We start from the raw sequence: 24806 nt of genomic DNA, 5'->3' as shown, positions 1-24806 counted from the left end.
TCACCCCAGCCGGCGCGCGAGGCCGGAGGCTCGTTGCACCCGCCGTGCGACCGCGGCCCGCACCGCGTCCTCCGTGCCAAGCACGCGCACGTGGTGCTGCGCCCGGGTGACGGCGGTGTAGAGCAGCTCGTGGGTGAGCAGCGGCGACTCGGGCGGCGGGAGGACGACGCTGACGTCGGCCGCCTGCGAGCCCTGCGACTTGTGCACCGTCATGGCGTAGAGGGTCTGCACGTCGGACAGCCGCGTCGTGGCCAGCTCCTGGGCGCCGCCCGCACCGGGCACCACCACCCGCAGCCGACCGTCCGGGCGGCGCACCGTGACCCCGGTGTCGCCGTTGTAGAGGCCCAGACCGGGGTCGTTGGCCAGCACGAGGACGGGACGACCGGCGTACCACTCCTCGTAGTGCGTGACGCCCGTGCGGTCGGCGAGCAGCCGCTCCACCCGCCGGTTCCAGCCGGAGACGCCCCACGGTCCGGTCCGGTGGCCGCACAGCAGCCGGTGCGCGTCGAGCGCCGCGACCGCCGCGGGCCCGTCACCCGCCTCGGCGGCGAGGGTGACGGAGTACGCCGCGTCCGCCGACACCTGCCCGAACGCCGCGAGCGCGTCGGCGTCGCCGGGATCGACCAGCTCCACACCGTCACCGGTGGTGAGCAGGTGCAGCACCGCGTCCGCGTCGTCGGCGCGCAGCGCCGCCTCCAGCGCAGCGATCGACCCCTGGAAGCGGTGCGTCTCGAGGAGCGAGGTGACCGGGGAGTCCGCACGTCCGGCGAAGCCGTCGACGAGATCGGTGAGGACCGCTCCTGCCTCGACCGGCGAGAGCTGACCCGGATCCCCGACCAGGACCAGCCGGGTCTCGGGCCGCAGCGCCTCCAGGAGCCGGGCCATCATCGTCAGCGGCACCATCGACGCCTCGTCGACGACCACGACCTCGAAGGGCAGCGGTCGGTGCCGGTCGTGCGTGAACCGGCTCCCGGTGCGCGGCTGCATCGATCCGAGCAGCCGGTGCAGGGTGGTCGCCCGCAGGTCGCGCAGGCGGGCCCTGTGCCGCTCCGGCAGGCGGCCGAGCTCGCGCTCGACCGACTCCTGCAGCCGGGCCGAGGCCTTGCCGGTCGGTGCGGCGAGCGCGATCCGGGCGTCGGGATCGAGCTCGGCGAGGAGGGCGAGCACGCCGGCGACGGTGGTCGTCTTGCCGGTCCCCGGGCCACCGGTGAGCACGGTCGTACGCCGGCGGGCCGAGCTCAGCGCCGCGGCCCGCTGCTCGTCGTAGCCGGCGTCGGGGAAGATCTCGGCCGCTGTCGGCTCCAGGTCGGGCGTGGGCGCCGCCGGCGCGGACAGCCGGGCCAGCAGGTCCTCGCAGACCTGCCGCTCCTCGCGCCAGTAGCGGTCGAGGTAGACCAGCGCCTGGTCGATGCGTACGACCGCAGCCGCGGCGAGCGGGCTGCTCGCCACGCGGTCGGTCCACGTGTCGGCGTCCGGCCAGCGCAGGGTTGGGGGCTCCTCGCCCTCGGCGTGCTCGACGGGCAGCTCGGCGGCCGTGGTGAGGTCGAGGCAGGTCGACCCGAGGCGTACGGCGCGCACCGTCAGCGCGAGCGCCAGCAGCACCTCCTCGTCGGTCTCACCCGTGGCAGCGCCCAGCCGCCGCGCGACGTGCACGTCGGCGACACCGAGCACACCGGCGCGGTTGAACTCGGCCAGCAGGCCGGCGGCGCCCAGGGCGAGCTGCCGGTCGTACCGGTCGTCGGCGGAGGCGGGGCGGGTCGGCCCGGTCGGTGTCGTCGTCACAGCCCACCTCCGGCGAGCAGGTCGGAGGCGGACGTGACCAGGGAGGCCGGCGGCTGCCAGGCGAAGCAGCCGCACGGGTGCCCGTCGACGACGGGCGTCTGCGGCCCGCACATCCCGCGCACGTAGAGGTAGAGCACGCCGCCCAGGTGCCGCTCGGGGTCGTACGACGCCACCCGCCACCGCAGGTAGCGGTGCAGCACGACGCTGTAGAGCAGCGCCTGGAGCGGGTAGTGGGAGTGCCGCATCGAGTCCGCCATCAGCGGCTGGGTGTAGTCCCACGCGGTCAGCGGCCGCTCCGGCTCGCCGAGCCGGTTGGTCTTGTAGTCGACGACCACGAACCGCTCCCCCGGCACCCGGAGCACGACGTCGATCGAGCCCGACAGGTAGCCGCGCAGCACCTGGTCGCCGAGCGAGGGGACGCGCAGACGGTCGGCGTACGGCAGGAGCAGGTCGTCGTCGGACAGCTCGCGCTCCATCAGGTCGGCCAGCCCGCCGAGGAGGACCTGGTGCGACCCGGGCCGCTCGCCGCCGGCCAGGGGGATCTCGAAGTCCAGCTCGCAGAGCCGGTCGCGCATCGGCAGCTCGGCCAGGGTGAGCCCGCCGGCGAGCGGCCCCATCGAGGTGTGCTGCATCGGCAGCAGCCCGTCGGCGAGGTCGTCCGCGGTCGCCGGGACCGGCCACCAGCGCAGCTGCTCCTCGATCCGCGACCGCAGCTCGCTCCGCAGGTCGGGCGCCTGCGGGTCGGCGTGCTCGAGCACCCCGTGCACCAGCGAGCCGAAGGTGGCGCCGCCGGGCAGCGCGTCCATCGGCGAGACCGGCTCGGCCGGCGCCTCGGGCACCGCGAGGCCCAGCGGCTGCTCGGCCTCCTCCGCCTCCACCCCCTCGTCGTCCGTGCCGCCCTCCTCGGGCTCGGACCCCGCCTCGACGAGCAGCTTCTCGTCGGCGCGGATCAGCCCGGAGTACGACGTGCGCCGCCAGTCGGTGTCGAGGTCGCGGTCGAACCCGCGCGACCGCAGGTCGAGGCGCTCCTCGGAACGGCCGGGGAGTACGGCGGTGGACGGCCGCGCCGGGGTGACGCTCACCGACACCGCACCGGCCGACGCCCAGGCGGTCAGCCGCGCGTCGACGGCCTCGTCGGACATCCCGACGTCGACCGAGGTGGGCACCTCGCGCTCGCCCGGACCCCGGCCGAGCAGGAGGCGGCTGATCCCGGAGGCGTCGGAGTCCTTGGACTGGGCCGTCCAGATCGTCACCTGCACCTCGGCCCGGGTGAGCGCGACGTAGGTGAGCCGCAGCTCCTCGGCGAGCTCCTCGGCCCGGGCGGCACGGCGGACGGCGGCCGTCGGTGCCCCGGACACGTCCAGGCAGCGCCGGCCGTCCTGGTGGTGCAGCATCCCCGCGGCGTCGAAGCCGAGGCTGCCGTGGAAGGAGGTGGGGAGGTAGACGAAGGGGAACTGCAGGCCCTTGCTGCCGTGCACGGTGAGGATCTGGACGGCGTCCTCGTCGGTGTCGAGGCGTCGCGAGCGCTCCGTGGCCGACGTCGGGTCGCGCTCCTCGTGCAGCCAGGCGAGCAGCGCGTTGGTGCCCAGCCTGCGCCTGCGGGTCACCTCGTGCAGCGTCTCGGCGACGTGGGCGAGGTCGGTGAGGTGCCGTGCGCCGTCCTCGGTCGCGAGCACCCGCTCGGCCAGCCCGGTGCTGCGGATCGCCTCGAAGACCCCGGCGACGCCTCGGGTGCGGAACAGGTCGAGCCAGCGGCGGACCCGCTCGGCGAGCTCGTCGGTGAGCTCGTCACCTCCGGCGTCGAGCTCCTCGGGAGTGACCCCGACCAGGGAGGTCAGGGCGGCCGCGCGCACCCGCCGGGGCGACTGCGGCTGGTCCAGCGCCTCGAGGAGGGTCAGCCACTCCCATCCGGCCGGGCCGGTGAGCACGTTGCTCGCCGCGGTCACCACGCTGGGCACCGACCGGGCGGCGAGCTCGGCGCGCAGCACGTCGAGCCCGCCACGGGTCGGCACCAGGATCGCGACGTCCCTCGGCTCGACCGGTTCGCCCGCCACGGTGGCCCCCGAGGAGAGCAGGGCCACGACGTCCGCCGCCAGGTCGGCGGCGATGTGCCGGCGCAGCAGGTCGATGCGGACGTAGCCGTCACGGGTCGTGCCGAGCGGCTCGCTGTGCACCGTCCGCACGCGTACGGCGCTCGGGTCGGGGGCGCCCGCGAGCCGGCGCTCCTGGTGCCGGGCGCGCACCGGGTGGACCCGGATCTCGTCGTCGCCCAGCGCGACCCCGTCGAGCAGCACGCCGAGGCCGTCGACGACGGCGGCGTCGCTGCGCCAGTTGGTGTCGAGTGTCCGCGTCTCCCCCGCCTTGTCCCGGGCGGTGAGGTAGCTGGGCACGTCGCCCCCGCGGAACGCGTAGATCGCCTGCTTCGGGTCACCGACGAGGACCATCGTCGCGTGGCCGTGGAAGGCACGGTCGAAGACCTGCCACTGCACCGGGTCGGTGTCCTGGAACTCGTCGACGAGCACGACGCTCCACCGCTCGCGCATCCGGCGGGCCGCCGCGGAGTCGGGCTCGGCCAGGCTGTCGCGCAGCCGGCTGAGCAGGTCGTCGTAGCCGATCAGGCCCCGCTCGCGCTTGCGTCGGGCGAACTCCTGCGCCACCTCGCGGGCCAGATCGACCCGCTCACCCGGCGTGGAGTCCGGGTCGAGGCCGTCGGGCGTGATCACGGCCTGCGGGTCGGCAGTGACGGCGCGACCGAGGTCGAGCGCCGTGCCGAGGTCGAACGGCGCCGCCGTGCGGTCGGCGTACCGCCGCAGGTAGACGTCGTCGACGACCTCCCGCACCAGCTCGGTGAAGTCCTCGACCAGCGTCACTCCCGGGTCCAGGTCGCCGGCCACGCCGAGCGAGCGGAGCACCAGCTGGCAGAACTCGTGGATGGTGGCGATGGTCGCGGCGTCGTAGGAGGTGAGAGCCCGCGCCAACCGCCCTCGGCGCAGCGCGCGCTCCTCGGGCGAGGCGTCGAGGAGGTGGGACAGCAGCGCGTCCGTCCCACCCTCGTGCTCCCCGGCGAGCGCCCGCTCGGCCAGCATCATCTGCGCACGCACCCGGGCGCGGAGCTCCCTGGTCGCCGCACGTCCGAAGGTGACGACGAGCAGGTCGTCGAGGTCGGCGACGCCCTCCGCGACGTAGCGGGTGACCAGCGCCGCGATGGCGTACGTCTTGCCGGTGCCGGCGCTCGCCTCCAGCACCGTGGTCCCGCGCGGGAGCGGGCCGACGACGTCGAACGCCGCGCTCACGAGCGCACCGCCCGGGTCAGCGCGCGGCCCCACACCGCGCCGGCGAGCGCTCCGAGCCGCGAGCTCTCCCCCTCGCGCTCCTCACCGGGAAGCGGCGCGATCCGCAGCAGGTCGTCGATCTCGGCACGATCGCCCCACACCCGACGCTGGGCCTCGTCGTCCCGCTCGGCGGGGAAGCGGAACGACTTCCACTTCCGGTCGGCCTCGAAGCGGCACTTGGCGTCGCTGCCCCGGCCCGCCCGTGCGAGCGCGAAGGCGTACGACGTCTTCAGCGGCAGCGGCAGCGGGGTGCACAGACCCGCGTCGAGCACCCGGACCAGCGAGACCAGCTCGCCGACCGCGTCCTCGGGCGGGGTGAAGACCACCCTCGAGGTCGGCCGGTCGCGCGGTCCCCGGCCGATCGCCCCTGCCGACCAGCCGCGCCCGGGCTCACTGGCCTCGAGCGCGAGCAGGTGGACCCAGGCGTCGAGCTCCTGCTTGGCGCCGACCTGCGAGAAGCCGCCGGTCACCCGGCGCAGGTCGTGCAGCCCGCCGACCGTGCCGACCAGGCGACGCGGACGCCCGTCGGCCGTCGTGAGCGGCAGCGTGATCTCCACCGTCCGACTGCGCTCCGGCACCTCGCCCCGGGCCTCGCGCACGGCCTCGGCGATCGGCGTCGTCTGGGTGGCCAGCTGCATCAGCACCTCGCCGCCCAGGGCACCCGGGGGCAGCAACCCGCGGCGCAGCTCGCGCTGGAACGCATCGCGCGGCGGCAGCCCGGCCAGCAGGTGGCGCAGCAGGCGGTCGCCGACGCCCCACTTCTCGAGCCCGTCGAGGCTGATCGGCATCCGGTCGGAGACCTCGTCCTGGTCCCGCAGCAGACTCACCTCGAGCCGCTGCCGCAGGAAGCCGCCGACCGGGTCGCGGAGGAACCGCACGAGGTCGGCGAGCTCGACGTCCCCCACGGCCATCGGCGGGAGGGAGACGCTGCCGATGGCCGGCGTCGCGACCGGCTGCCGCACCGCCGCCCGCGCGCCACCGGCCGAGAGCCGATCGAAGGAGAACGGCGGCGCGGAGCCGGAGTAGTAGGAGGGGTGGAAGGGCTGGATCCGGTGCGGGGTCACCACGCGCTCGCGGGCTCCGGCCGCGGTGCGGTCCAGCGCGTCGAGCAGCTCCCCCAGGGGCACCGCGGGGGGACGCTCGGCGCCGGTGGTCTCGTCGTACCCGCTGTAGGTGACCACGAGGGTCTCCGTCGTCGCCATCACGGCGTCGAGCAGCTGCTGCCGGTCCTCGCTGCGCCGGTCGCGCTCGCCGGTCAGCGGCCGGCGGGCCAGGACGTCGTCACCGTCGGTGGTGCCCCCGCGCGGGAAGGCGCCGTCGTCGACCCCGAGCAGGCACACCACCCGGTGCGGCACCGACCGCATCGGCACGAGGGTCGCCACCGTCATGGACCCGGTGCGGAAGTTCGCCCGCGTCGGGCGACCGCCGAGCCGCTCGCCGAGCAGCGACCGGACGTCGCTGAGCCGCAGGTCCGGCGCGTCGGTGCCCGCCGCCAGCGCCACGCCGCCGAGCTCGGTGTGCAGCTGCGCGAGCTGCCACTCCTCGCCGGGCTCGGCCGCGGTCAGCGCGACCGTGCCCTCGCGGAGGTTCTCGAGCCAGTCGCCCATCGGTCGCAGACCGGTCAGCCTGTCGATCGTCCGCTCGAGCCGGTCCACCAGCTCGGCGAGCCGGCCGGCGAGGTCGATGCTGCTCGACGGCACGTCGTCGAGCGGGAGAACCGTGTCGACGTAGCCGGCACCGTCGGCCTGCGCGTCGTCGGAGACCGCGACCCCGGCCAGCACCCGATCCAGGCCGAACCGCCAGGTGTTCTGCGGGTACGCCGCCAGCCCGTACGCCGAGCGGTGCGCCGCGTCGAAGGCCCACCGCACCCCCGACTGCTCCACCCAGCGGTGGACGGTCTCCAGCTCGGACTCCGCGATCCGGAACCGGCGGCGCACCGGTTCGCTCGCCAGCAGGTCGAGCACCCGGCTGGCCGGCGCCCGGCCGTCGGCGAGGTCGAGCAGGGACCCCGCCACCGCGAGCAGCGGGTTGGTCCGGCTCAGCGCCCGGTCGGCCAGCCTGACCTGCAGCTGGTGCCCGGGGTGCGCCCCGGCGACCGCGTCACCGAGGCCGAACGCCGCCTCGACCAGCGGTGCGTACGCCTCGATGTCCGGGCACATCACCATGATGTCGCGCGGCTCGAGGGTCTCGTCGTCGGCGAGCAGCCCGAGGACGACCTCGCGCAGCACCTCTACCTGACGCGCCGGACCGTGGCAGGCGTGCACCTGCACCGACCGGTCGTCGGGGTCGAGCAGGAGCGAGCCGTCCGGCGCCCGGTCGGCCGCGATGTCGGCCTGCAGCCGGCCGAGCAGCCCCGCGGGGCGCGCCGGCTCCTCGGCGGCGCCGGCATCGAGGGCGTACGGCGCCAGGGTGCGCTCCAGCTCGCGGACGTCGCGGCCCAGCGACGCCAGGAGCGGGTGCCGGGCGGCGTCGTACGAGCCGTCCTCGTCGCGGGGCACGACGCCCCCGTTGTCCGACAGCGCGTCCCACAGCGCGGGCGACGGGTGCGGGAGCCACAGGTGCACCTCGTGGTGCGCGCCGAGCGCGGCGAGCAGCTCGGCCTCGGTGGCCGGGACCCGGGTGTGGCCGAACAGCGAGACCCGCGCCGGCATCCCCGCCGCCGGGCCGGCCTCAAGCCGGGCCAGCACCTCGGCGTGCCGGCGGGTCGGGGACGGCTCGCCGGCCACGGCCAGCAGGCGTCGCCACAGCTCGGGCTGCCAGCTCAGGTCGTCGGGCAGCGGCTGGCCCGCGCCGTCCTCGTCGTGGTCGTCCTCCCAGGCCCGCAGCAGCGCCGGCCGCTGGCGGGCGTACGAGGAGAACAGGCCCGCGAGCCGGCGCGCGGTGGCGTAGCGCCGACCCCGGCGCAGCTCGTCGCCCTCGCCGTCGTGGAGGAGAAGGCCCAGGTGGCGGCTCAGCGGGGCCGCCCAGTCCTCTCCCGCCGCGGCGTCGAGGGCCCCGAGCAGCGGCCAGACCATCCGGTCCGGCGACCACGGGTCCTCCTCGGGCCGGTCGGTGAGCTCGGCGACCAGCGAGGCCGGCGAGCGCAGCTCGACCCCGGCGCAGACGCCGTCCTCGGCTCCCGGCGCCGCCCCGAGCGTGTGCGAGAGCCGCTGGCTGAGCCAGCGCTCGACGCCCTTGGCGGGCACGACCACCAGCTCTGCGGCGAACGGGTCCGCCGGCGGGGTGCCCGAGACGTCGCACAGCAGCGCGGCCAGCTCGTCGGCGAGCTGGTCGGCGCGGGTCGCGCGGTGGATCGTCAGCGGCACGCCGCGAGGCTAGCGGCCGCCGCCGACAGCGACCGCGGGTCACCGCCGCTCACGGTCAGCGCAGCCGTCAGCGGTCCGTACGCAGGTCCGCCAGCCACGCCGCGGCGACCCGCCCGAACTCCGGCAGCTCCTCCATCGGGTAGTGGCCGACACCGTCGAGGACCGTGCAGCGGGCGTGCGGGACCGCCGCGGCGGTCGCCCGGACCGCGCGCTGGTCGATCCAGTAGTCCTCCGCGCCGGCGACCACGTGCAGCGGGCAGGTGACGCGGTCCAGCCGGCCGGACACGTCGTGCCGGCTCCAGGCCACCAGGTCGGTCGTCGAGACGACCGGGTCCTCGCGGCGGTGCATCGTGGCGACCATCCGTGCCTCCGACTCCGGCAGCGCGCCGCCGACGGAGGCCAGGGTGCCGAGGTAGGTGCGGTCGCCGCGGCTCGGCGACGCCGAGTCCTCCAGCTCGCGCCGCTGCCCGGCCTCGGAGAGGCCCGGCCGGCCGCCCACCGCAGCCATCGCCACGGCGGCGTCGATCCGGTCGGGTGCCCGGCAGGCGAGGTCGAGGGTGATCTTGCCGCCGATCGAGCAGCCGACGACGGCGAACCGGTCGACACCGAGCTCGTCCAGCAGGTCCAGCAGCCACGCGGCGTACTCCCCGAGGTCGTCGACCGGCCCCGCCGGGTCCGGCTCGGAGCGGCCGTGACCGGGCAGGTCGGGGACGACGACGCGGTAGCCCGCGGCGACCAGGTCGGGGGTCGTACGCCGCCACTGCACGCCGGACTGACCGGCGGTGTGCACGAGCAGCACCACCGGCCCCTCGCCGACGTCCTCGACGAAGGCGAGGGCTCCGCGCAGCTCGACGTACCCCGTCCGCACGCTGGTTCCCGTCAGGGTCGCGGTCACTGCTCCTCCTTGCCGGCCAGCTCGCGCACCGCGTCGACCAGCAGGTGCACCGCCTTGGTCATCCGGATGTACTCGTAGGCGTCGCCCGAGGTGGTGACCTCGCCGCGGTTCGCGCGGCGGATCAGGTCCGCCGCCGGCGCGAGCGCGAGGTCGGTCCAGGTGCGTGCCGACGCGTGCAGGCTGAACGTCGGTCCCCCGGGCGTGCGCCGCACCGCCTCGAGCACGCGCCCGCGGTAGACCCGCAGCTGGACCTGCTGCTGGGCGTGCCCGTGGTCGCAGACCAGGCCGATGCTGCCGTCCCAGGTCGCCGTCGCGGCGGCGAAGGCCTCGTCGCCCGCGAGCAGGTCGGCCAGCGCCTCGCCCCAGGCGAGCGTCCCGAAGGCCCGGGCGGGGTCGTCCGCGGAGCCGTCCGCCTCGCGGGCGCGCACCATCACCGGCAGGGCCCCACGGCCGACGACCGTCCCGGTGCTCGTGCGCAGCTCGATGTCGCGCCCGACGGCCCCCGTCGTGCCCTGGCGAGAACGTCGCGCCTCGGTGACGGTCACCTCGGCGAGCACCACGTCCCCGGCCCGCAGCGGAGCCAGGTACGTCCACTGCGTACCGAGCAGCGCGACCACCGTCTCGTCGACGAGGCGCAGCTCGTGCAGCAGCCCCATCGTGACCGCGATGCTCAGCGGGCCGTGCGCGATCGGCTCGCCGAAGCGCGTCGTCGCGGCGTAGTCCGGGTCGGTGTGCAGCGGGTGCGTGTCGCCGCTCAGCGTCGCGAAGGCGGCGATGTCCGCGGCGGTGATCTCGCGCTCCGGCGTGGTCCAGCGCTGACCCACCCGGAAGTCCTCGAGGTGCCAGCGTCCGGGCTCGGGCTCGCCGACGGGGAGCGCCGCTGAACGGCGGCCTGAACGATCGTTCATACAGTCGACCCTACATCGCCGGCACCTCCCGCGATAGCCTCCGCTGGTGACCGACACCCAGGTGCAGCGCGGAAGGGCCACCGAGCAGGCGATCCGCGAGGCCGCCCTGAGCTGCTTCAGCGAGCGCGGCTACCACGGCGCGTCGATCCGGTTCATCGCCGACCGCGCCGGCACCAGCCTGTCCAACGTCTACAACTACGTCGCCTCGAAGGACGAGCTGCTCGCCCAGCTGCTGCGCCGGGCCAGCGAGGCCCAGTACGCCCAGGTCCTCGAGGCCCTCGATGGCGCCGGCGAGGACCCGGCCGAGCGGCTCCGTGCAGCGGTCGAGGCCTACGCCCGCTACGTCATCGAGCACCGCGACGAGCTGGTGCTCAGCAACACCGAGTTCCGCTACCTCAGCCGGCCGCACCGCACGGAGGTGGTCGAGCTGCGCGACCGGATGCAGCGTCTGGTCGACGACCTCATCGAGGACGGCGTGCGCCGGGGCGCGTTCGCCACGCCGTACCCCGCCGACGTCAGCCGCAGCCTGCTCACGATGGTCTCCAACATCACCGCCTGGTTCCAGCCCGAGGGCGCGCTCTCCGCGACGGAGGTCGCCCGCCGGCACGCCGGGTTCGCGCTCGCGCTCGTCGAGGCGGGCTGAGCCCTCCGCGCACCACGTCCGGCCGAACCGCTTGACGTGGTGCACGTCACGCCCTAGGTTCCTGAACGATCGTTCGTACTCAGGAGGACCGATGTCCCGTCCCAGCGCCGCAGCCCCCCAGGGCGCCGACCCGCGCCCGATGACCAAGATCGCCGCCGCCGGCGTCGCCGCCTCTGTCGCCGAGTGGCTCGACTTCTTCATCTACACCACCGCCGCGGCGCTGGTGTTCGGCCAGCTGTTCTTCCCCGAGTTCAGCAGCTCGGCCGGCACGATCGCCTCCTTCGGCACGCTGGCCGTCGGCTTCGTGGCCCGTCCGATCGGCGGGATCATCGCGGGCCAGCTCGGGGACCGGTACGGCCGTCGCCCGGTCCTCGTCGGCGCGATGGTCCTGATGGGCCTGGCGACGCTGCTGATCGGCTTCCTGCCCACCTACGCCTCCATCGGCGCCTGGGCACCGACGCTGCTGATCGCCCTGCGCTGCGTCCAGGGTCTCGGCGTCGGGGCCCAGTGGGGCGGGGCCGCGCTGCTGCTCACCGAGCACGCCCCGGTCGAGCGCCGCGGGTTCTTCGGCAGCATGGTGCAGGTGGGCGCCGTCGCGGGCTCCGCCATCGCGACCGGCATCTTCTACCTGCTGACCAGCCTGATGTCCGACAGCGCCTTCGAGTCGTGGGGCTGGCGGCTGCCGTTCTTCGCCGGGGTGGTCGTGGTCTTCGTCGGCATCTACATCCAGCGCCAGATCGAGGACACCCCGGTCTTCCAGGAGATGCAGGCCGCTGCGGCGGACGAGGCCGCCGAGACGCCCGCACCGCGCAAGCAGCCGGTGCTCGACGTGCTGCGGCACCACCCGGTCGCGGTGCTGCAGGCGGCCGGCGCGTTCCTCGTCGTCAACGCCGCGTTCTACGTGCTCTCCACCGGCATGGTCGACTTCGGCACCCGCATCGTCGGTCTGTCCCGCGGGGAGATGCTCGGCCTCGTGCTGGGGGCCGGGATCACCCAGGTGGTCACCGTCCCCCTCTTCGGCCGGCTCAGCGACAACCCGCGGATCCGGCGGCGCCGGCTGTTCCTGCTCGGCGCGGTGCTGATCGCGATCTGGGTCTACCCGATGTTCCTGCTCGTCGAGACCGGCAGCGGCCCGCTGGTCTTCCTCGGCCTGGTCGTCGCGTACACCGTGCACTCGATGATGTACGGCCCGCAGGCCGCGCTGTACGCCGAGATGTTCCCCAGCGAGGTCCGCTTCTCGGGCGCGAGCCTCGGCTACCAGGTGGCCTCCGTGCTCGCCGGCGGCCTCGCCCCGATCATCATGACGGCTCTGCTGGCCGCCACCGGCGCCAGCTGGTCCGTGGCGCTCTACCTGGTCGGGATGGCGGTGCTCACCTTCATCGCGGTCTACTCGATCAAGGAGGTCTTCCGTCGCAGCTTCCTCGCCACCCCCGCCCGCACCGCCGAGGTCCCCGACCCCGACCCGGTCGGCTGACCGCCACCAGCCCCTCACGAGAGGACCCGCGAGAACGTGCTCGACCAGCCCGGCCAGTCCCCGCTCACCCTGCACGACCGGTTCGCCGCCACCGCGGCGCGCCACCCCGACGTCGTCGCCACCATCGAGTCGGTGGCCGGCACCCCGGTGCGCACGACGTACGCCGAGCTCGCCGCCGAGGTGGCCGACGTACGCCGGCGGCTGGCCGCCCACGGGGTCGGGCGGGGCGACCGGGTGGCGTACTGGGGGGAGAACCGGCGCGAGCTGCTGGTCTGGCAGGTGGCGGTGGCCGCGACCGGCGCCGGGCTGGTCGGGACCAACACCCGCTACCGGGCACCCGAGGTCGGTCACGTGCTCGAGACGGCCCGACCGGTGCTCGTCGTGATGCCGCGGTCGCTGGTCGGCCTGGCGCTGACCGACCTCCTGCACTCCGCCGTGGACCGGGCGGCGCAGGCGGTCGGCGCGGACTGGGTCGCACCGCAGGTCGCGGTGATGGACCTGACCCGGCCGACCGGCGTCCCGGCTCCCGCTCGCGGGGCCGAGGACCTGGCGGCGTTCGACGCCGGCGCCGGCGCCTGGTGGGCCGACGAACCGGCCGTGGGCGACCTCCCGGATCCGGTCGGGACGCCCGAGGACCTGGCGATGACGTTCACCACGTCGGGCTCCACCGGCCTGCCCAAGCTCGCGGCCCACGCGCAGCGGGGCATCGCCCGGCACGCGGAGGAGGTCGCCGCGGCGACCGGGCTCGGCGTCGGTGACGTCATGTGCGCGGCGTTGCCGATGACCGGGGTGTTCAGCTACGTCCCCGCCGTCTCGGCGCTGCTCGCCGGCGCCAGCACCCTGCTGGTGCCGGTCTTCGACGGCGCCGGCACGATCGCGCTGATGGCCGAGCACGGCGTGACCCACACGGCCGGCGGCGACGACTTCTACCTCGGCCTCGCGACGGGCTGGGAGGCCGAGCGCCCCGCGCTCCCTGCGTGGCGGGTGGCCGCGGAGGCCAGCTTCATCGGCCGGGTCGAGCAGCTGAACGGCTGGCTGCAGGAGTGCTCGGGCGCCAGCATGCGCGGCGTGTACGGCTCCTCGGAGGTGTTCTCCCTGGTCAGCATCCGCGACGCCGACGCCGACCCCACGACCCGGCACCTCGGCGGCGGACGACTGGTGTCGGCGGACCTCGGCGTCCGAACCGTGGACCCGGTCGGCGGCGAGCCGCTCGCGCCGGGCGAGGTCGGCCTGCTCCAGTTCCGCGGCTACAACGTCGTGGACGCGTACCTGCGCGGCGCCGAGCAGGTCCCGCCCCCGCTGGTCGACGGCTGGTTCGACTCCGGCGACCTCGGCTCGGTCGACGCCGACGGGCGGACCTTCACCTACGAGGGACGTGCCGGCGACGCGATGCGGCTGCGCGGCTTCCTCGTCCAGCCCGCCGAGATCGAGCACTTCCTCATCGAGGACCCGAGCGTGGGCATGGTCAAGGTGGTCGGCGCCCAGGTCGAGGGCCGCGACGTCGCGGTCGCGTTCGTGACCGCCGCCGAGGGCCGCGACGTCGACCCCGAGGCGCTGCGGGCCGCGTGCAAGGCCGAGCTGGCACCGTTCAAGGTGCCCGAGCGCGTCGTGGTCATCGACGAGATGCCCGTGACGTCGGGGACCAACGGCAGCAAGATCAAGGCCGGCGTGCTCCGCGAGCGCGCCGGCGAGCTGCTCGCCCCTCGCTGACCCGTACCCCACACTCCGCCGGAGGCCCGTCCCGTGTCGTCACCGTCCCTGCCCGACGCCGTCATCTGCTCCCCCGTCCGGATCCCGGTCGGCCGCTACGGCGGGATGTACCGCGACGTCCCGGTCGCCGATCTCGCCTCCGCCGTGGTCCGCGGGCTGGTCGAGCGCACCGGCCTGGCCTCCGGTGATGTCGACGACGTCCTCTTCGGGCAGGGGTACGCGAACGGGGAGGCCGCCGCGATCGGCCGCGTCGCCGCCCTGGACGCCGGCCTCGACGTCGACGTGCCCGGTCTGCAGCTGGACCGTCGCTGCGGCTCGGGCCTGCAGGCCGTCGCGTACGCCGCGATGCAGGTGCAGACCGGGGTCAGCGACCTGGTCCTCGCGGGCGGCGCCGAGAGCATGTCGCAGGCGGAGTTCTACGCACCCGCGCTGCGCTGGGGCGTCAAGCGCGACGGTGTGAACCTCGTCGACCGGCTCTCGCGACCCCGGGTCAGCTCGGGCGGTCGGCGGTTCCCCGTCGAGGGCGGGATGATCGAGACCGCCGAGAACCTGCGCCGGGAGTACGCGATCCCCCGCGAGGAGCAGGACGCGTACGCCGTGCGCTCGCACCAGCGCGCCGTCGCCGCGATGGAGGCCGGCCACTTCGACGCCGAGACCGTGCCGATGACGCTGCCCGCGACCCGGAAGGCCCCGGAGACGGTCGTGACCCGCGACGAGCACCCGCGCCCGGACGCCTCGATGGACTCGATGGCCCGGCTCCGGCCGATCCGCGCCAAGGCCGACCCCGAGGCGACGGTGACCGCCGGGAACGCCTCGGGGCAGAACGACGGCGCCTCGGTCTGCATCGTCACCACGCCCGCCGAGGCGGAGCGTCTCGGCCTGCGCCCGATGGCCCGGATGCTCGGCTGGGCCGCGACCGGCGTCGACCCGCGCCGGATGGGCATCGGCCCGGTGAGCGCCAGTGCCAAGGTGCTGGACCGGCTCGGGCTGGGGCTGGGCGACATGGACCTCATCGAGCTCAACGAGGCCTTCGCCGCCCAGGTCCTCGCCTGCACGCGCGAGTGGGGCCTCGACGCCGAGACCGACGACCGGTTCAACGTCAACGGCTCCGGCATCGCCCTCGGCCACCCGATCGGCGCGACCGGCGGCCGGATCCTCGCCAACCTGCTCCACGAGATGGAGCGGCGCGAGGTCCGCTACGGCCTGGAGACCATGTGCATCGGCGGCGGGCAGGGCATCGCCGCGGTGTTCGAGCGCTGGGTGGGCTGAGCCGGCCTCAGCCGCGCACGTCCATCCGGGCGCAGCAACGACCCTGCGACCAGGCCTCGAGGTGCAGGCCGCCGGTGTCCTCGTCGGGTGCATCGGTGACGACCACCTCGTCGCCGACGTATGCCGTCGCGGTGAGCCGGTACGCCAGCGCGCCCGGCGCGCGCCCCAGGACCGTACGGGCGCGCTCGGCGCACCACAGCGCGAGCAGCGGGCCGTGCACGACGAGCGCGGGGTGGTGCTCGACGTCACGGGCGTACGGCGCGTCGTAGTGGATCCGGTGCAGGTTGTACGTCAGCGCGCTGTACGCGAACAGCAGCCGCTCGTCCGGCGTCGTGGACCAGCCCTCGGGCCGGTCGCCGCCGGGGCCGGCCGCACCTGCGCCGACGTCCTCCGCGCGGCGGTAGACCACGTCACGGCGCTCGCGGATCCGCTCCTCGCCCCCGACGCTCCAGGTGTGCTCCTCGGTGACCAGCAGCAGCCGGCCCGACCGGCCGTCGCGCACGCGTACGTCGGCGACCTCGCTGCGCCGCGAGGCGTGCTCCCCGACCCGCAGCGGAGCCACGACCTCGACGGTCCCCCCGCCGAACATCCGCCGCCGGTCGGCCAGCGGCGGCAGCAGCGCGCCGCCGAGCGGGTGGCCGTCGGGGCCGAGGTCGGCGAGCGCCGGCGCGTCGCGCAGCTGCGCCTCGCGCCACAGCGGCGGCAGCGGCGCACCGGCGACGGGCGGGTCCACCCCGAGCAGCGCCGCCAGCCGGCCGGCCGCCGACTCCTCGACGACACCGTCGGCCACCGCGGGCGCGGGCCGCCAGGTCGCGGCGACCTCCTCGAACGGGTCGCTCACAGCGTGTCCGCCGTGCCGAGAACGGCGGTGACCTCGCTGGCCAGCGCGCCGCCGTTGCCGTGCACCAGCGCCGTCCGGGCGCCGGCGACCTGGCGGGCGCCGGTCTCGCCGCGCAGCTGGCGGGTCGCCTCGATGAGCAGGAAGATGCCGAACATCCCCGGGTGGCAGTACGACAGCCCGCCGCCGCTGGTGTTGACCGGCAGCCGACCGCCCGGCGCGATGCCGCCGTCGGCGACGAACGCGCCGCCCTCGCCCTTGGCGCAGAAGCCGAGGTCCTCGAGGAACAGCACCGGGTTGATGGTGAACGCGTCGTAGAGCTGCACGACGTCCATGTCCGCCGGCCCGAGGCCGGAGGTCTCCCACGCGCGGGCCCCGGAGACGGCGGCGGCCGTCGTGGTGAGGTCGGGCATCTGGGAGAGGTTCGCGTGGTCGGTCGCCTCGCCGCCGCCGAGGACGTACACCGGCTCCTGGGGCAGGTCCCTCGCCCGCTCGGCGGAGGTCATCACGACCGCGCCGCCGCCGTCGGTGACCAGACAGCAGTCGCGCACGGTCAGCGGGTCGCTCACCATCCGGGAGCCGAGCACGTCCTCGACGCTCAGCTCGTCGCGGGCGTACGCCTTCGGGTTCAGCTGCGCCCACCGACGGGCGGCGACGGCCACCTCGGCCAGCTGCTCGCGGGTGGTGCCGAACTCGTGCATGTGCCGGGCGGTGGCCAGGGCGAACATCGAGATCGGGAAGCGCGGGGAGAACTCGCCCTCGTAGCTCAGCGGACGGTTGGTGGTGACCAGCCGCCCGCCGTCGGAGAGCTGGGTGCTGGAGTAGCAGATCAGCGCCACCTCCACCTCGCCCGCGGCGATCGCCTGCGCGGCGCGGACCGCCTGGGCGACGAAGGTGGAGCCACCGATGTTGGTGCCGTCGGCCACCCGGGGACGGACGCCGAGGTACTCCGCGGTGACCAGCGCCGACATCGGGAAGTACGCCGAGGTGGTGTAGAGCGCGTCCACGTCCTCGGTCCCGAGTCCCGCCTCGGCGAGCGCACCGGCGGTGGCCTGCCCGATCAGGTCCAGCGAGGACAGCCCCTCGGGGACCCGGCCGAGGTCGGACTCGGCGACGCCGACGATCGCGGCGGCACCGCGCCAGGCGGCGCTCACGACGGCTCCCCCGCCGGGTCGAAGACCGCCTGGGCGGCCTCGCCCGAGGTGTCGACGCGCAGCGTGACCGCGGAGCCGATGGCGACGGCCTCCGGGTCGCCGGTGACCCTGGACATCATGCGGAACCCCTCCTCGAGGTCGACGAGCACGACGCCGCGCGCTCCGTCGCGGGAGCGCACCACCGTGGCGGAGTAGACGGTCCCGGCCCCGCCGCTGACCCGCCATTCCAGGGCGGTGCCGCCGCAGCCGGGGCACAGGACGCGGGGGTAGAAGACCGGCGCGGCGCAGTCGGTGCACCACTGGTAGCGCAGCTCGCCGGCCTCCAGGCCGGCGCGGTAGTGGTCCTCGGGGGCGGGCGGGGCGCTCATGCCACCACTCCTGTCTCTCGCAGGGTCCGGATCGTCGCAGGGTCGCGGTCGAGCTCGGCCAGCACGCGGTCGGTGTGCTCGCCGAGCGCGGGCACGGCGTCCATCCGCGCCGGGGTGCCGTCGACCAGCGCCGGCGGTCGGAGGGCGGCGTACGTACCGTGCTCGGTCGCCACGTCGGCCCACCGGTCGCGGCCCTGCAGCTGCGGGTGCGCGGCGAGGTCGTCGACCTCGGTCACCTGGGCGGCGGGCACGCCTGCGTCCGCGAGCAGCTCGAGCAGGCTCGCGGTGGGGTGGGCGGCGGTGCTGCGGGCGACCTCGGCGTCCACCCGGTCCCGCTCGGCGACCCGCCGCCGGTTCGTCGCCAGGTCGGCGTCGGTGGCCAGGTCGTCGCGGCCGAGGGCGCCGACCAGCGCCTGCCACTGGCGGTCGTTCTGCACGCCGACGAGCACCTGGCCGTCCGCGGCGGGGTAGGCGTCGTACGGCACGATCGCCGGATGTGCGAGCCCGTTTCGGCCGACCCGGCGGCCGCCGTGCATGGCGGTGTAGAGCGGGTGGCCCATCCACTCGGTGAGCGCGTCGAACATCGAGACCCGCACGTGCGCGCCCTGCCCCGTACGCCCCTTGCGGACCAGCGCGGCGAGCACCGCGTGCGCGGTGTGCAGCCCGGCGGCGACGTCGGCGCTCGGGATGCCGGTCTTGGCCGGGTGGTCCTCGGTGCCGGTGACCGCGACCAGGCCGGCCTCGGCCTGGACGAGCATGTCGTACGCCTTGCGACCGGCGTACGCCCCGCCGTCGCCGTAGCCGGTCATGTCCGCCACCACGATCCCCGGGTGCCGCTCGCGCAGCTCGTCGGCCCCGAGGCCGAGGCGGGCCGCGGCGCCCGGGGCGAGGTTCTGCACCACGACGTCCGCGCCGGCGACCAGCTCGGCGAGCAGGGTGCGGCCCTCGACGCTCTTCACGTCGAGCGCGACCGACTCCTTGGAGCGGTTGAGCCAGAAGAAGTGGGAGGAGGTGCCGCCCACGGCGTCGTCGTAGCCGCGGGCGAAGTCGCCGCCGTCGGTGCGCTCGACCTTGATCACCCGGGCGCCGAGGTCGGCCAGGGTGCGGGTGGCGAACGGCGCGGCGACCGCCTGCTCGAGGCTCACCACGGTGACGCCCTCGAGCGGGAGTGGCGCGGTCACCGGCCGACCTGGTGCCGCGCGACCAGCTGGGCGGCGATGACGTTGCGCTGGATCTCGTTGGTGCCCTCGCCGACGATCATCAGCGGGGCGTCGCGGTAGTACCGCTCGATGTCGTACTCGCGGGAGTAGCCGTAGCCGCCGTGCACCCGCATCGCGTCCAGCGACACCTGCGCCGCGGCCTCCGAGGCGAACAGCTTCGCCATCCCGGCCTCGAGGTCGGCGCGCTCGCCGCGGTCCAGCTTCGTCGCAGCGTCCAACGTCATCAGCCGTGCCGCGTGCACCTTGGTGGCCATGTCGGCGAGCAGGTTGCCGACCGACTGGTGCTTCCAGATCGGCTTGCCGAAGCTCTCCCGCTCCTGGGCGTAGCGCAGCGAGTCGTCCAGCGCGGCCTGCGCGACGCCGACCGCGCGGGCGGCGACCTGCACCCGGCCGACCTCGAGGCCGCTCATCATGTGCCGCCAGCCCTCGCCGGGCGTTCCGCCGAGGACCGCGTCGTCGGGGACCACCTGGCCGTCGAAGACCACCTCGCACGCCTCGACGCCGCGGTAGCCGAGCTTGGGCAGCTTGCGGGAGACGTCCGTCCCGTCGCCCGGCTCGACCAGCAGCACGCTGATCCCGGTGTGCCGGGGCTCGGCCTCGGGGTCGGTCTTGCACAGCAGCGCGACCAGACCGGAGTGCTGGGCGTTGGAGATCCACGTCTTCGAGCCCGAGATCGTCCAGCCGTCCGGGCCGTGGGTCGCCCGGGTCCGCATCGCCTGCAGGTCGCTGCCGCCGCCGGGCTCGGTGAGCGCCATCGTGGCCCGCAGCGAGCCGTCGGCCATCCGGGGGAGGTACGTCTGCTGCTGCTCGGGGGTGCCGAAGCGGCGGATCAGCGTGGAGACGACCGAGTGGCCGCCGGTGGCGCCGGCGAGGCTCATCCACCCGCGGGCGAGCTCGGCGGTGACGCTGGCGAAGGCGGGGCCGGACAGCTCGATGCCACCGTGCTCGGCCGGGATGAGCATCCCGAAGAAGCCCATCTCCTTCATCTGCTCGATGAGGTCCTCGGGGTACACGTCGTCGTGGTCGTACGCCGCGACGTGCCCACGGACCCGCTCGTCCACGAACTCCCGGACCAGCGCGACCAGGTCGCGCTCCTCGTTGCTCAGCTCCACCGTGTGACCCTTCTCGTATACGACTTGCTCGAATCGTACACGATCCTGGATCATTCAGACTGTCCGCGTACGTACCGGACCGAGGAGGGCACGTGGCGAACCCAGACCGGGCGGAGCAGACCCCCGACCGGGTCGCCGCCGAGGTGCGCGAGCTGATCGTGGCCGGCGAGGTGCGGGCCGGGGAGTTCCTGCGCCTGGCGCCGCTGGCCCAGCGGTTCGGCACCAGCGTCACGCCGGTGCGCGAGGCGATGGGGCGGCTGCGCGGCGAGGGGTTCGTACGCCTCGAGCCGCGGCGCGGCTTCGTGGTGCTGCCGCTGACCGACGAGGACCTCGGCGACGTCTACCGGGTGCACGCGTACGTCGCGGGCGAGCTGGCCGCGCTGGCCTGTCGCCGGCTGACCGACGAGCAGCTGGACGCCCTGCGAGCGACCCAGGACGAGCTGGAGCGGGCGTACGAGGCCGGCGACGCCGACCGGGTCGAGGAGCTCAACTACGCCTTCCACCGCACCATCAACCGGGCCGCCGGCTCGCCGCGGCTGCAGTGGTTCCTGGCCACGGCGGCCAGCTACGCACCGCGGCTGTTCTTCGCCCGGATCGACGGCTGGGCGGCCGCCTCCGCCCACGAGCACGACACCGTCCTGCGCGCCCTCGCCGCCCGCGACCCCGACGCCGCCCGCCGGGCGATGGCGGCCCACGTGCGCAGCGCCGGCGACCTGCTCGCCCGTCACCGGAGCCGAGGAGACCACTCGTGACCCCGCACGACGCAGCCCCCGCACGCCCCCGGCGTAGCGCCCTGTCGGTGCCCGGCGACCGGCCCGACCGGGTCCGCAAGGCGTTGGCCAGCGCCGCCGACGAGGTCGTGGTCGACCTCGAGGACGCGGTCGCCCCCGACGGCAAGGAGGCGGCCCGCGGCACGGTCGTCGACCTGCTCGCCGCCCTCGACCCGGCCGAGCGGGACCGCCTGGCGGTGCGCGTCAACGGCCGCCGCACCCCGTGGTACGTCCACGACGTCGCGGCGCTCGCGGCGTGCGCGACACCGCCCGCGGGCGTCGTGCTGCCGATGGCCGAGTCGGCCGAGGACCTGCGCGACCTCGACCGGCGCCTGGCCGGCACCCAGGTCCGAACCCAGGCGCTCGTGGAGACCGCCGAGGGCCTGCACCGCGTCGACGAGATCGCGGGGACCGGCGATCGGCTGCTCGGGCTGGTGCTCGGGTACGCCGACCTCGCCACCTCGCTGGGACGCGACGTCGGGCCGGGTGGCGACGTCGCCTGGCTGCCGGTCCAGCACGCCCTTCTGCTCGCCGCCCGTCGGCACGGCGTGCAGGCGCTGGACGGACCGTTCCTCGACTTCCGCGACACCGAGGGCGGTGCCGCCGCCCACGCCTGGGCTGCGCGTCTCGGGTTCGACGGCACGTGGGTGGTCCACCCGGCCCAGCTCGACGCCGCCAACGCGGCGTTCACGCCGACCGCCGAGCAGGTCTCACGCGCCCGTGCGGTCGTCGACGCCTTCGAGGAGTCCCTCTCCGGCGGCGCGGGTGCCGTGGGGCTGGACGGCGCGATGCTCGACCGTCCGGTCTACGACCGCGCCCGCCAGGTGCTCGCCCGGGCCGCCGACTGATCCTGTCCGTGCCGCGTCCTACCGTGGCGGGGTGACCACCATCCCGCCTGGTCCGCAGGGACCGCCCACCGCCGGCCGCAGCCGCCACCTCGTCGACCCCGAGCTGCTGCCGGTCCTCGACCTGCTGATCGAGACGTCGCCGCCCGGTGGCGTGTCGGCGGACAACCTCGCCGCGACCCGGGAGCAGCGCGAGGCGATGGTGGCCGCCACTCCCGTCCCCGAGGGCAGCACCACCCGCGTCGAGCGGGTGAGCGCGCCGGCCTACGTCGAGGGCGACCCCGAGGTCTCCGCGCTCGTCTACCACCCGGCCGAGCCGTCGGGCGCCGCGCTGCTGCACGTCCACGGCGGCGGGTATGTCATGGGCTCGGCGCAGATGGCCGACCTGACCAACCGGGCGATCGCCGAGCAGGTCGGGATGCTGGTGGTCTCGGTCGACTACCGCCTGGCTCCGGAGCACCCGCACCCGGCGCCGGTGGAGGACTGCTACGCCGGCCTGGTCTGGCTCGCCGAGAACGCCGAGGAGCTCGGCGTCGACCCCGCCCGGATCGGGGTCAAGGGCGAGAGCGCGGGCGGTGGCCTGGCGGCGGCCCTCGCCCTGCTGGCGCGGGACCGTGGTGGGCCGGGGCTGGCCTTCCAGCACCTCGTCTACCCGATGCTCGACGACCGCACGCCCGGCGGCGACGACGCGCAGCCGTACGCCGGCGAGTACGTCTGGACGACCGTCAACAACCGCTTCGGGTGGGAGTCGCTGCTCGGCGGACAGGTCGGAGCGCCGGACACCTCGCCGTACGCCGTCCCCGCCCGGGCCGCGGACCTCGCCGGCCTGCCGCCGACGTACCTCGCCACCGGCTCGATCGACCTGTTCGTCGAGGAGGACCTGGACTACGCCCGCCGCCTGCTGCGGGCCGGGGTGCCGACCGAGGTGCACGTCTACCCCGGCGCGTTCCACGCCTTCCAGGCCGCCGAGCACGCGGAGGTCACCGCGCGGTTCCACCGCGACTCGATGGACGCGCTGCGTCGCGCCGGGCTGGACGATTCGTCCGAGAGACGACCGGTCGCCGGCTGATCAGACCAACCGCTTGAGCAGCGGCAGCGGGGCGTGCCGCATCACGTGCTGCAGCAGCTCCCAGGGCAGCGGTGGGACGTACGCCTGCGCCTTCTCCTTCTCGATCGCCGCCACCATCGCGGCGACGCCCTTCTCCGTCGAGGCCAGGAGCGGGGTGGACTGCTCGACCTGGTCGTTCATCTCCGAGGCGATGTAGCCGGGGTAGAGCACCGTGAACCTCTGCGGCTTGCCGACGAACTCCAGGCGCAGCCCCTCGACGAGGTGCGCGACCCCCGCCTTGGTGGCGGCGTACGTCGCCATCGACCGCGGCAGCCCGCGCACCGCCGACATCGAGGAGACCATCACCAGGTGGCCGAACCCCTGGTCGCGGAAGATCTCCATCGCCGCCTCGGTCTGGCACAGGCCGGCGACGAAGTTGGTCATCGCCGTCTCCCTGTTGGCGGCGTACTGCCCGGTCCCGAGCTTCGCGCCCTTGCCGAGGCCGGCGTTGACCACCACCCGGTCGATGGTCTCGAAGTCGGTCCGGAACGCCCTGAAGACCTCGAACACCGCGTCGTCGTCGGTGACGTCCAGCGCGCGGACCTCGACGCGGCGGTCCGGCCGGGCGGCGGCGATCTCCGCCTTCAGCGCCTCCAACCGGTCCAGCCGCCGCGCGCAGAGCGCGAGGTCGTACCCCTTGGCGGCGAACTGCCGCGCCATCTCCTCGCCCAGCCCGCTGGAGGCACCGGTGATCAGGATCGTCTCGGCTGCAGCCATGGTCCGAGTCTGCCCGGCGCCCGGGGACCCGCGCCGCGAGGGTCAGGTGCCGAGGAGCTTGCCGCACTTCTTGGTCGTCGCCTCGACCCGCTCGGCGAGCTGGGTCTTCCCGCCCTTGGTGTACTGGTCGACGATCGACTGCTTGAGGTCGGCGTCGCTGATCCCGTCCAGGCAGTCCACGTAGGCGTCGACCTGTGCCGCGCTCGCGCCGGAGTCCTTGGCGATGTCCTTCTTCAGCTTGGCGAAGTCGAAGCAGGAGACCAGACCGTCGCCGTACGCCTCGGCGGTGCGCTCCGAGAGCTTCTGCGGCACGCGGGAGGAGGCCTTCAGATCATCGTCGAGGACCTTGTCCGCCTTCAGCTGGTCGATGCCCGCCTCGTCGACCAGCGTGTCGCCGAAGCAGGACGCCACCGACTTCCGCTCCGCCGACGGGGTCGGGCCGGCGAAGACCTTGGCGACGTTCGCCGACGCCGTCGTCTCGTCCTTGCTCATGCCGTCGCCGCAGGCGCCGGTCGCGAGCAGCGCGACGGCAGCGAGGCAGGCCGTGATGAGCCGCTTCACGTCACCTCTCCGGGGGGTAGACAGGTGGCCCGGCAGTCGGGCCGACGTAGGTCATCCATGGTGCCGGACGCGCCCGCCGAACCGAAGCCGGGGGCGACTACCGTCGGCGCCCATGGGACAGGTGCTGCTCGTCCGCCACGGCCAGGCGTCGTGGGGCGCCGACGACTACGACGTGCTCTCGCCGACCGGGTGGGAGCAGGGGCGACGGCTCGGCCGGGCGCTGGCCGCGCGCGGGGTGGCGCCGGACGCCGTCGTACGAGGCACGATGCGGCGGCACCGCGAGACCCTGGAGGCCCTGTCCGAGGGAGCCGAGGGGCTCGCGCTCCCCACGGGCGAGGTCGACGAGCGGTGGGACGAGTTCGACTCCGCCGACGTGCTGCGCGGCGAGGCTCCCGTGCCCGAGGAGGCACCGGAGGACTTCCGCGCCTGGTTCGAGGCGGCGATCGGCCGGTGGACGGGCGGGGAGCACGCCGGCGACTACGTCGAGCCGTACGACGTCTTCACCGCCCGCATCGAGCAGGCGCTGGCCGCCGCCGCCGCGCGTCGGGGCACCGTCCTCGTGGTCAGCTCCGGCGGGCCGATCTCGTGGTGCCTGGCCATGCTCCTCGGCGTCGACCTCGACCGCCGCGGCCAGGTCGACCTCGCGCAGCGCCTCAACCCGCTGTGCGTGAACTCCGGGGTCTCCAAGGTGGTCAGCGGCCGCCGGGGGCTCAGTGCCGTCCAGTTCAACGAGCACACCCACCTGGAGCCCGAGCCGGGGCTGATCACCTACCGCTGACCCTGCGCCTCGGCCCT

The 24806-nt window shown here is 74.9% G+C and carries 20 protein-coding genes; 8 read left to right on the top strand and 12 right to left on the bottom strand.

The features are described 5' to 3' along the window. The 5 genes from recD to IEX42_RS11410 form a co-directional block, all read right to left on the bottom strand. The gene (gene recD, locus IEX42_RS11430) at nt 1–1782 is read right to left on the bottom strand and encodes an exodeoxyribonuclease V subunit alpha (RefSeq protein ID WP_188779877.1); all 1782 of its coding nucleotides are present in this window, start codon (nt 1780–1782) and stop codon (nt 1–3) included. After that, a complete protein-coding gene (locus tag IEX42_RS11425; protein WP_188779876.1) occupies nt 1779–5075 on the bottom strand; it encodes a UvrD-helicase domain-containing protein in 3297 nt (1098 codons plus the stop codon). Before IEX42_RS11425 ends, recD begins: the two co-directional genes overlap by 4 nt. Beyond that, nucleotides 5072–8419: an exodeoxyribonuclease V subunit gamma gene (gene recC / locus IEX42_RS11420; protein ID WP_188779875.1), complete on the bottom strand. Its 3348-nt coding sequence runs from the start codon at nt 8417–8419 to the stop codon at nt 5072–5074. The genes IEX42_RS11425 and recC overlap by 4 nt, the downstream gene beginning before the upstream one ends. Before the next feature lie 67 nt (nt 8420–8486). Then, nucleotides 8487–9314: an alpha/beta fold hydrolase gene (locus tag IEX42_RS11415; RefSeq protein WP_229660803.1), complete on the bottom strand. Its 828-nt coding sequence runs from the start codon at nt 9312–9314 to the stop codon at nt 8487–8489. After that, entirely contained in the window at nt 9311–10222 is a 912-nt protein-coding gene (locus IEX42_RS11410) for a MaoC/PaaZ C-terminal domain-containing protein (protein WP_188779874.1), read from the bottom strand. The genes IEX42_RS11415 and IEX42_RS11410 overlap by 4 nt, the downstream gene beginning before the upstream one ends. A 46-nt stretch (nt 10223–10268) precedes the next feature. On the opposite strand from IEX42_RS11410, the gene IEX42_RS11405 reads away from it, so the two are divergent. From IEX42_RS11405 to IEX42_RS11390, 4 genes are all read left to right on the top strand, one after another. Beyond that, nucleotides 10269–10865, top strand: a complete 597-nt coding sequence (locus IEX42_RS11405) for a TetR/AcrR family transcriptional regulator (RefSeq protein ID WP_188779873.1) — start codon at nt 10269–10271, stop codon at nt 10863–10865. A 91-nt stretch (nt 10866–10956) separates the two neighbouring features. Continuing rightward, a complete protein-coding gene (locus tag IEX42_RS11400) occupies nt 10957–12339 on the top strand; it encodes an MFS transporter (RefSeq protein WP_188779872.1) in 1383 nt (460 codons plus the stop codon). A gap of 36 nt (nt 12340–12375) precedes the next feature. Continuing rightward, complete coding sequence (locus IEX42_RS11395; RefSeq protein ID WP_188779871.1) at nt 12376–14049, top strand: AMP-binding protein; 1674 nt, start codon at nt 12376–12378, stop codon at nt 14047–14049. A gap of 33 nt (nt 14050–14082) precedes the next feature. Beyond that, a complete protein-coding gene (locus IEX42_RS11390; RefSeq protein WP_229660802.1) occupies nt 14083–15318 on the top strand; it encodes an acetyl-CoA C-acetyltransferase in 1236 nt (411 codons plus the stop codon). Between the two features lie 7 nt (nt 15319–15325). Here IEX42_RS11390 and IEX42_RS11385 read toward each other — a convergent pair whose 3' ends face one another. Genes IEX42_RS11385 through IEX42_RS11365 form a run of 5 tightly spaced genes read right to left on the bottom strand, consistent with a single transcriptional unit; the run spans nt 15326 to nt 20010 of the window. Then, nucleotides 15326–16159 carry an FAS1-like dehydratase domain-containing protein gene (locus IEX42_RS11385; protein WP_188779870.1) on the bottom strand — a complete coding sequence of 278 codons (834 nt, stop codon included), beginning with the start codon at nt 16157–16159 and terminating at the stop codon, nt 15326–15328. Beyond that, complete coding sequence (locus IEX42_RS11380) at nt 16156–17310, bottom strand: acetyl-CoA acetyltransferase (protein ID WP_188779869.1); 1155 nt, start codon at nt 17308–17310, stop codon at nt 16156–16158. Before IEX42_RS11380 ends, IEX42_RS11385 begins: the two co-directional genes overlap by 4 nt. Next, nucleotides 17307–17678 (bottom strand): Zn-ribbon domain-containing OB-fold protein, encoded by a 372-nt coding sequence (locus tag IEX42_RS11375; protein ID WP_188779868.1) that lies wholly within the window; start codon nt 17676–17678, stop codon nt 17307–17309. The genes IEX42_RS11380 and IEX42_RS11375 overlap by 4 nt, the downstream gene beginning before the upstream one ends. Beyond that, nucleotides 17675–18859 carry a CaiB/BaiF CoA transferase family protein gene (locus IEX42_RS11370; protein ID WP_188779867.1) on the bottom strand — a complete coding sequence of 395 codons (1185 nt, stop codon included), beginning with the start codon at nt 18857–18859 and terminating at the stop codon, nt 17675–17677. The genes IEX42_RS11375 and IEX42_RS11370 overlap by 4 nt, the downstream gene beginning before the upstream one ends. Next, the gene (locus IEX42_RS11365; protein WP_188779866.1) at nt 18856–20010 is read right to left on the bottom strand and encodes an acyl-CoA dehydrogenase family protein; all 1155 of its coding nucleotides are present in this window, start codon (nt 20008–20010) and stop codon (nt 18856–18858) included. The genes IEX42_RS11370 and IEX42_RS11365 overlap by 4 nt, the downstream gene beginning before the upstream one ends. 92 nt (nt 20011–20102) lie before the next feature. On the opposite strand from IEX42_RS11365, the gene IEX42_RS11360 reads away from it, so the two are divergent. Genes IEX42_RS11360 through IEX42_RS11350 form a run of 3 tightly spaced genes read left to right on the top strand, consistent with a single transcriptional unit; the run spans nt 20103 to nt 22694 of the window. After that, complete coding sequence (locus tag IEX42_RS11360) at nt 20103–20762, top strand: GntR family transcriptional regulator (protein ID WP_188779865.1); 660 nt, start codon at nt 20103–20105, stop codon at nt 20760–20762. Further along, nucleotides 20759–21628 carry an HpcH/HpaI aldolase/citrate lyase family protein gene (locus tag IEX42_RS11355; protein ID WP_229660801.1) on the top strand — a complete coding sequence of 290 codons (870 nt, stop codon included), beginning with the start codon at nt 20759–20761 and terminating at the stop codon, nt 21626–21628. The genes IEX42_RS11360 and IEX42_RS11355 overlap by 4 nt, the downstream gene beginning before the upstream one ends. A gap of 31 nt (nt 21629–21659) precedes the next feature. Then, nucleotides 21660–22694 (top strand): alpha/beta hydrolase, encoded by a 1035-nt coding sequence (locus IEX42_RS11350; protein WP_229660800.1) that lies wholly within the window; start codon nt 21660–21662, stop codon nt 22692–22694. Here IEX42_RS11350 and IEX42_RS11345 read toward each other — a convergent pair whose 3' ends face one another. Together IEX42_RS11345 and IEX42_RS11340 are read right to left on the bottom strand one after the other, a co-directional pair. After that, complete coding sequence (locus tag IEX42_RS11345; protein ID WP_188779864.1) at nt 22695–23450, bottom strand: SDR family oxidoreductase; 756 nt, start codon at nt 23448–23450, stop codon at nt 22695–22697. 42 nt (nt 23451–23492) lie between these two features. Further along, on the bottom strand, nt 23493–24011 hold the full coding sequence (locus tag IEX42_RS11340; protein ID WP_188779863.1) for a hypothetical protein: 519 nt from the start codon (nt 24009–24011) through the stop codon (nt 23493–23495). A 112-nt stretch (nt 24012–24123) separates the two neighbouring features. Here IEX42_RS11340 and IEX42_RS11335 point away from each other — a divergent pair, with 112 nt between their 5' ends. After that, a complete protein-coding gene (locus IEX42_RS11335) occupies nt 24124–24789 on the top strand; it encodes a histidine phosphatase family protein (protein WP_188779862.1) in 666 nt (221 codons plus the stop codon). Nucleotides 24790–24806 lie beyond the last annotated feature (17 nt).

The organism is Marmoricola endophyticus, assembly GCF_014644415.1.
Classification (GTDB): Bacteria; Actinomycetota; Actinomycetes; order Propionibacteriales; family Nocardioidaceae; genus Marmoricola; species Marmoricola endophyticus.
The sequence above is the reverse complement of the archived record's forward strand: the minus strand, read 5'-3'. Positions and strand labels throughout refer to the sequence as shown.